The following is a 6540-nucleotide window of genomic DNA, read 5'->3' on the forward strand; positions in this document are numbered from 1 at the left end:
CGTCGACGCGGGAGAGCGCCGGGAAGCGGTGCTTGGCGATGAAGTCGAAGGTGAACTTCACGTCCTCGGCGCTTGCCGGCCGGCCGTCATGGAACTTCGTGTTGCCCCGCAGCGCGACATCCACGGTCGTCGGGCTGACGACGTTCCAGCGCTCGAGCGCCCAGGGCATCACCTCGGCCTTCTCGTCGCGCGTGACGAAGGTCGCGTAGATCAGCCGCAGCGTCGTCGAGTTGTAGATCTCGGGCGTCAGGAACGGGTTCAGCGAGGCGATGTCGTAGATCGATGTGAGCCGGATGAAGCGTCGTCGCGTCAGCGGCGTGATGTCCATATAGGACAGCGGCATGTAGGGGAATCCGATGCCGTTGCCGAGGATCGGCTTCATCCCCGAGAAGCGGGACTTGTTGTAGGCGTGGATGATGTCGCGGTGGAACAGCACGATCGAGGGGCTGTCCTCGACGATATGGGTCTGCGCCTCCCGGACGAGCGCCTGGCGCTTCGCGAGGTCCATCTCGCTCCGCTGTTCGTCCGCGAGCTTGTCGAACGCCTCGTTGCGGTAGAAGCCGAAGTTGAGTCCGCCGCGCGCGGTGCGGCGGCTGTGGAACATCTCGGAGAGGAAGTAGTCGGGGTCGAGCCGATCAGGCGCGCCGCCCCAGGACATGCTGCCCAGATGCGGCAGCTTCTGCTCGGCGACGATCTGCGAGATGAAGGTGTCGAGCGTGCCCTGCTGAAGGTCGAGCTCGATGCCGATCGCCTGCCACTCGCGCGAGAGCTGCCGCCACAGCTCCACCTGGTCGGGCCAGTTCGGCAGGTAGACGCCGAGCCGCGGCGCCGGCTGGCCTGGTGCCGCCTGCGCGGCCGCATTGTTCAGCGCCGCGTCGATCGCGGGCAGCAGCGTGGCGGCGGGTGCGGTGATGCCAAGTCCGGCAAGGAACCTCAGGACCTCACGCCGGCGGGCCCGGTGCTCGGGCGTGGACGACGCGGAGACGAGTTCGCTGTTCGCTTCCATGGAAGCTCTCCCTCTTGCGACGACCGTGGCGACGTCTTCCCAGCATGGAGCACCGTCGTGCCCGCGCTGACGCGAAACGCTAGGGCGGCCACTCACCCTTGACAAGCCACATTCTGACACACTTCCGTTGCCGTAGCGCTTCACGCGGCGTGTGCGGAACGAACGAGGAGGGTCGCGATACCGTGACGGACAAGGCAACGTTGCTGCAATGGATCGACCGTGACCGGGATGTCATCGTCGGCTTCCTGCAAGATTTCGTGCGTGCGCCCTCGCCCAATCCGCCAGGCGAGACGCGCGAGGCCGCAGGCGTGATCACGCGCTTCCTCGACCGGCACGAACTGCCGTGGCGGACCGTCGCGCCGAAGGCGGAATGGCCCAACATCGTCGGCACCTTCGACACCGGCCGACCGGGACGCCATCTCGTGCTGAACGGCCATATCGACGTGTTCCCGGTGGACGAGACCGAGGCATGGACCCACGGGCCGTGGTCAGGCGCGCTGGCCAACGGAAAGATCTGGGGTCGCGGCGTGGCCGACATGAAGGCGGGGACCTCCGCCTCCGTCATGACGTACCGCTACCTGCACGAGGCGCGCGCCGCGCTCGCCGGAAAGCTCACGCTGACCTGCGTGTCCGACGAGGAGACCTTCGGGCCCTATGGCGCGCGCTGGCTGGTCGCGAACGAGCCGGAGGTGCTGGGCGACTGCCTGCTCAATGGCGAGCCCTCCTCGCCCCATACGATCCGCTTCGGCGAGAAGGCGCCGCTCTGGCTGCGCTTCACGGTGCGCACGCCCGGCGCACATGGCGCTTATACCCATCTCTCGGAGAGCGCCACCAAGATCGCGGCGCGGCTGATCGCCGATCTCGACGCACTGGCCGGCGACGAGGTCGCGTTGCCGGGGCGCATCGGCGAGGCGGTCCGGGCGGGTGCTGCGGCGGCCGACCGCGCGATGGGTGACGGAGCGGGCGCGATCGTGCAGTGCTACACGGTCAATATCGGCACGATCAAGGGCGGGCTGAAGGTCAACATCGTGCCCGGCCAGTGCAGCTTCGAGGCCGACATCCGCCTGCCGGTCGGCGGCTCGAAGGACGACATCATGCGCCGCGTGGCCGAGATCCTGCGGCGCTACCCGACCGCGACGGCCGAGGAGATCAACTTCACCGAACCCGCCGCTTGCGATCCGTTCCACGAGATGGTCGGCCACATGCAGGCCAATGCGCGCGCCGTCTCGGGGATCGATCCGGTGCCGATCATCTCGCTCGGCGGATCGGATGCGCGGCTGTGGCGCCAGCGCGGCATCCCTGCTTATGTATACGGACCGTTCCCGCGGGGCATGGGCCAGAAGGACGAGAACGTCGACGTCGAGGAGTATCTCCACGTCGTTAAGGTTCACGTCCTATCTGCTTTTGATTATCTTGCTCGAGTGCCCTAAAAGAGAAATTAAATCCGGTTCATGTCAAATCTGTTACATTGAAATTCGAAGAATTTTGGGTACAATTCTATCTTGCTGACCTATCGGTAAGACTTTGAGGATCAAAACAATCGGCTTCCTCCGTCAGCAGCTCGGTGATGTGGCTTTGCAGGATGGTCTGCAGCAGGTGCGGATCGACGCCGAGCTCGGCGGCAATCACGCCAGCGACGCGCGCGGGCCAGTTCAGCAGCGCATCGCGCATCGCCCCGGCGACCTCGTCGATCGTCGCGTCGGCCTCGGCGACGTCCACCAGCCGGCGCTTGCTCTCGTCGAGCGCGAGGCGCTGCGCCTCGACCTTCAGCGCGAGCTGCGCAACCTTCAGCCGCGCGAACGGCGTGCCATCGGCGTTGGCACTGCCACCCAGCGGCGAGCGGGTCGGGTCCGCGGTCTCGACCAGGCGGCGGCGCGTCTTGTCGATGTCCCACCGACCGTCCGGCTCGCGCACGATGCGCCCGGCACTCGCGGCCTTCCGCAGCGCCGTCTCGGTGATGCCGATGCGGCGCGCCGCCTCACGCGTCGACGGGGTGAGCTCGGGCATGGCGGCGACCTCCCGCCGCTCATCAAAGGGACGCCTGAACTGCCGGCCGGACTCGGTGGCGCAAGATCTCGATGTGCCGATCAGATCGCCGCCACGCGCGGTGTGGGGGCGGCGGCGTGATCACACGATCAGGACGGGCGGCAGCCGAGATGCTGGTGGATGACGCGCTGGATCACGTCTTCGTCCGTCTCCCCGGGCAGGCGCATCGCGTGGATGCGGTCCCAGGTGTCCTGGTCGATCGGCACCAGCCAGGTGCCGTCGGCCTGGCGCGTTCCTGTCGGACGGAACGTGCCGATCGCCAGGCGGGCGAGTGCGGTGTAGGTCGCGTCGGTCACGCGGATCAGCGGCATGCGGGCCTCCATCACGGCGAGGGCCACTCCTCGCGCGTGAGGACCGTTCGCGCTGGTGCGCCGCGCAGCCAAGGCGATCCGGTTGGGGACGCCCGGGGATTTCATCGTGCGGCCCGACGGGCCTGTCAGCGCGGGAAGCGCCGATCCAGCTCGCGCGATGCGAGACGCCACGCCGTGGCGCGGTCGGTGGTGATCTCGCCGAGGATAGCGGTCGCGACGTGCTCGATCGTGCGGTCGTCGCTCATGCGGAGCCTGAGCGCCTCGTCCATCGCCGCCGCCAGGATGCCATCCTCCGCGGGCGTCAGGGTGAAGTCCGTCATGGCCATCTCCATCGTCGTGACGGGACGACCATTCGCGCTGGTGCGGCGCACAGCCAAGCTGAGTACGCGATCATAATGGTGCGTTCTTGCCGAGCGCAGCACCGCCGCCCGCGATCTGCGAGCGGCGGCGTGGGTGCGGAGGATCAGGCCTCGGATGGGTTGAACACGAACTCCGCCTGACCGACGCGGTTGCCGTCACTGTCGTGCAGCGGGCGCGGCCACACGCCGGCGAAGCGAAGCCGGTCCATCTCGTCGGCGAGGCGGCGCAGGATGCGACCGATCTCCGCGGTCGGGCAGTTCTGGAACGCCGGCCCCGTGGTGCGGATGCGCAGGATGAACTCGCTCGTCACCGCGCCTCGCCCACGCCGGTCACGCGATACACGGAGTACGATCCCTTCGCGCCCTCCTTGTTGGGCCCGACCTGGCGCACCCGCTCCAACACCTCGACGGTGATGCCCTTGCGCTTCAGGCCGGCGAGGAAGCCGCGCACGGTGTGCGACTGCCAGCCGGTGGCGTCGATGATCTGGGCGATCGTCGCACCCTCGGGACGGCGCAGCAGGGCGAGCACCGCCTCCTGCTTCGTGCCCTCCCGCGGCTTGCGCGGCGCGCCGGGCTCGCGGCGGGCATGCGCATTGCCGGCGAGTGCCGCGCGCAGTGCCGCCATCGGCCCTTCCAGGGCGGCGATGACGTCGGTGTCGCGGTTCTCCTCGTCGTCCCAGGCGTCGAGCACCGCCTGCGCGGCGGCACGCAGGGTGCCCCGCGTTGGCGCCGTCGTGGCCGCAGGGCGCGCCGTCTCGTCCGCCGCGGGGATGGTCGCCTGCGGTGCGACCTCCGCGCCCGTGGGCGCCGTGGTTGCGTCGTCCGGCGGGTTGTTGTCCGGACCCTCGATCAGGAACGGATCGACGCCCACGCGCACGTCCTTCGGCAGATCCTCGTCGTAGGGCGGCTCGTCATCGACGCCGATCGCCGCCAACCCGGACGGCGTGATCGCGTACTCGGTCATGCCGAGTTCCGTCTTCGCCTTCAGCACCTCGGGATCCGGCGAGACGCCGGTCAATTCGGGGAGCAGGCCGCGCTTCACCAGTGCGGCGCACACCTTCTGCAGCGACGCACCGGGCAGCCGCTTGTGCTTCGTCACCAGCTTGTCCTGACGCGCGGCGGCGGCGCTCAGGACCATCAGGTGGGTATCAGAGAGGGTCATCGTTTGGGGCTCCTGTGGTGGGAGCGGCCCCATGCCGCCCCCTACTGCCCCGAGCCCCGCGGACCAGAGGCCCGTCGGGGCGGTGCGGGGGAGACCCGCGTCAGGTCAGGCGGCGATGCTTGCCGGCGCGGATCTCGGCGATCCGTCGCTCCGCATCCGCCGCCGCCGCCGCGGCGGTGGGGAAGACCGTCTCCCCGTCCTCGTAGCGGCTGGGGATATGCGCGGCGGGGCCGTGGTCGACCTCCTGGTCGATCCCCCACACCCAGCCGTCCCGGACCGGCTGCAACTCGATGCTGTAGCGCACCATCGTCTCCTCCCCGCTCACTGCGCGTACTCGCCGCGGCGGTGATACGCGTCGGCCATGTCGCGGAGGCGGGCGTTCCAGTCCTTCAGCATCTCGGCGTGCCCCCAGAGCACCGCCTCTGGGTCCGCGCCAAAGTGGTCCGCGCCCATCTGCTGCAACTCGGCGACCAGGGTGTCGAACTCCGCCTTCGCGGCCATGAAGGCCTCCAGGCTCTTCTGCTGGTTGGCGGTGGCGCGGGCTTCCTGCTTCTCGGTCCGGGTCATCGTCGTCTCCGTCTGGCGGGGGCCAATCCCCTGCGCGTGACGGACCATTCGCGCTGGGGCGCGCGTGAGCCAAGCGGACGGCGCGATCCGATGATTGCTTTGTTCCGGGAGCTTCGATCACATCATGATCGGCTCTGAGGGCGGCATGGCCGCTTCGCAGCGCGAGGTGGCGCGCCGGCTCGGCATCTCGCACACGGCGCTGCAGAAGGCGGCGCGCTCGGGCCGCATCGCGCCCGAGCTGGACGGGCGCTGGGACGTCGAGAAGGTTCGCGCCCAGCTCGCCAGCACAGCGGAGCCGGCGCGCAAGACCGCCGCGATGGCGACGCCGACGCCACAGTCCCAGCCGCTCCCGCGTCCGGCGACGAAGCCTCTGCCGATCGGGGCAGCGACGATCGATCCGCCGCCAAGCGGGTCGAGCTACCACACTGCGCGCACGGCCAACGAGGTGCTGAAGGCGCAGGAGCGCAAGCTCCGCCTCGAAGAGCGCAAGGGGCAGCTGGTCGACAAGGCGCGCGCGCTCCTGCTGGTGCACCGGCTGGCGAAGGAGGAGCGCGACGCCATCCTGGGCTGGCCCGCGCGGGTCGCGGCCGAGATGGCGGCCGAGCTCGGCGTCGATGCGCACCGGCTGCAGATGATGCTCGACGCGCGCCTGCGCACGCTGCTCGCCGAGCGCAACGACGTGCGGATCGCCGTCGCATGAACGGCCTCGATCGGATCCTCACGGAGGTGGGCCGGTTCGACGGCAACCTCGAGATCGTGCAGGCCTGGCGCGACGGCCTCGCACCCGAGCCGGCGCTGCTGGTGTCGGAGTGGGCCGACCGGCATCGCGTCCTCGGCTCGCGGGACTCCGCCGAGCCGGGTCCCTATCGCACGGCACGCACGCCCTACCTGCGTGAGGTGATGGACGCGCTGTCGCCGTCGCACCCGGCGCGCCGCGTGGTGTTCATGAAAGGGGCGCAGGTGGGTGCGACCACCGTGGGGACGAACTGGATCGGCTACGTGGTGCATCACGCGCCGGGGCCGAAGCTGGCGGTGCAGCCGACCACGGAGCTCTCCAAGCGCTTCTCCGACCAGCGCATCGATCCGCTG

Annotated in this window: 10 protein-coding genes and 1 pseudogene; 3 read left to right on the forward strand and 8 right to left on the reverse strand. The window is 69.3% G+C overall.

Annotated features, from left to right (window positions below; all coding sequences use genetic code 11):
• Positions 1-1006, reverse strand: a pseudogene (locus ACTIFU_RS21710) (hypothetical protein); the annotation flags it as partial.
• A gap of 182 nt (positions 1007-1188) precedes the next feature.
• Here ACTIFU_RS21710 and ACTIFU_RS21715 point away from each other — a divergent pair.
• Complete coding sequence (locus tag ACTIFU_RS21715) at positions 1189-2436, forward strand: M20/M25/M40 family metallo-hydrolase (RefSeq protein ID WP_439580412.1); 1248 nt, start codon at positions 1189-1191, stop codon at positions 2434-2436.
• A 67-nt stretch (positions 2437-2503) separates the two neighbouring features.
• Here ACTIFU_RS21715 and ACTIFU_RS21720 read toward each other — a convergent pair whose 3' ends face one another.
• From ACTIFU_RS21720 to ACTIFU_RS21750, 7 genes are all read right to left on the reverse strand, one after another.
• Positions 2504-3013, reverse strand: a complete 510-nt coding sequence (locus ACTIFU_RS21720) for a hypothetical protein (RefSeq protein ID WP_439580413.1) — start codon at positions 3011-3013, stop codon at positions 2504-2506.
• 128 nt (positions 3014-3141) lie between these two features.
• Positions 3142-3363, reverse strand: coding sequence for a hypothetical protein (locus tag ACTIFU_RS21725; RefSeq protein WP_439580414.1), 222 nt, complete (start codon positions 3361-3363; stop codon positions 3142-3144).
• Between the two features lie 125 nt (positions 3364-3488).
• Positions 3489-3683, reverse strand: coding sequence for a hypothetical protein (locus ACTIFU_RS21730; protein WP_439580415.1), 195 nt, complete (start codon positions 3681-3683; stop codon positions 3489-3491).
• Between the two features lie 143 nt (positions 3684-3826).
• Positions 3827-4033 (reverse strand): hypothetical protein, encoded by a 207-nt coding sequence (locus ACTIFU_RS21735; protein WP_439580416.1) that lies wholly within the window; start codon positions 4031-4033, stop codon positions 3827-3829.
• Complete coding sequence (locus tag ACTIFU_RS21740) at positions 4030-4884, reverse strand: DUF3489 domain-containing protein (RefSeq protein ID WP_439580417.1); 855 nt, start codon at positions 4882-4884, stop codon at positions 4030-4032. The genes ACTIFU_RS21735 and ACTIFU_RS21740 overlap by 4 nt, the downstream gene beginning before the upstream one ends.
• 100 nt (positions 4885-4984) lie before the next feature.
• The gene (locus ACTIFU_RS21745) at positions 4985-5191 is read right to left on the reverse strand and encodes a hypothetical protein (protein ID WP_439580418.1); all 207 of its coding nucleotides are present in this window, start codon (positions 5189-5191) and stop codon (positions 4985-4987) included.
• A 14-nt stretch (positions 5192-5205) separates the two neighbouring features.
• Positions 5206-5451, reverse strand: coding sequence for a hypothetical protein (locus tag ACTIFU_RS21750; RefSeq protein ID WP_439580419.1), 246 nt, complete (start codon positions 5449-5451; stop codon positions 5206-5208).
• A gap of 124 nt (positions 5452-5575) precedes the next feature.
• On the opposite strand from ACTIFU_RS21750, the gene ACTIFU_RS21755 reads away from it, so the two are divergent.
• Positions 5576-6151, forward strand: coding sequence for a hypothetical protein (locus ACTIFU_RS21755; protein ID WP_439580420.1), 576 nt, complete (start codon positions 5576-5578; stop codon positions 6149-6151).
• Positions 6148-6540: phage terminase large subunit family protein (locus ACTIFU_RS21760; protein ID WP_439580421.1), on the forward strand; the 393-nt coding region annotated here is incomplete at its 3' end. The genes ACTIFU_RS21755 and ACTIFU_RS21760, both read left to right, overlap by 4 nt.

The sequence above is a fragment of the Elioraea sp. genome (assembly GCF_051860475.1).
Classification (GTDB): Bacteria; Pseudomonadota; Alphaproteobacteria; order Acetobacterales; family Acetobacteraceae; genus Elioraea.

Coding starts and splice junctions, on each gene's coding strand:
- ACTIFU_RS21745 (WP_439580418.1), bottom strand. CDS start 5,191: ATGGTGCGCTACAGCATCGAGTTGCAGCCGGTCCGGGACGGCTGGGTG.
- ACTIFU_RS21750 (WP_439580419.1), bottom strand. CDS start 5,451: ATGACCCGGACCGAGAAGCAGGAAGCCCGCGCCACCGCCAACCAGCAG.
- ACTIFU_RS21720 (WP_439580413.1), bottom strand. CDS start 3,013: ATGCCCGAGCTCACCCCGTCGACGCGTGAGGCGGCGCGCCGCATCGGC.
- ACTIFU_RS21730 (WP_439580415.1), bottom strand. CDS start 3,683: ATGACGGACTTCACCCTGACGCCCGCGGAGGATGGCATCCTGGCGGCG.
- ACTIFU_RS21740 (WP_439580417.1), bottom strand. CDS start 4,884: ATGACCCTCTCTGATACCCACCTGATGGTCCTGAGCGCCGCCGCCGCG.
- ACTIFU_RS21755 (WP_439580420.1), top strand. CDS start 5,576: ATGATCGGCTCTGAGGGCGGCATGGCCGCTTCGCAGCGCGAGGTGGCG.
- ACTIFU_RS21725 (WP_439580414.1), bottom strand. CDS start 3,363: ATGCCGCTGATCCGCGTGACCGACGCGACCTACACCGCACTCGCCCGC.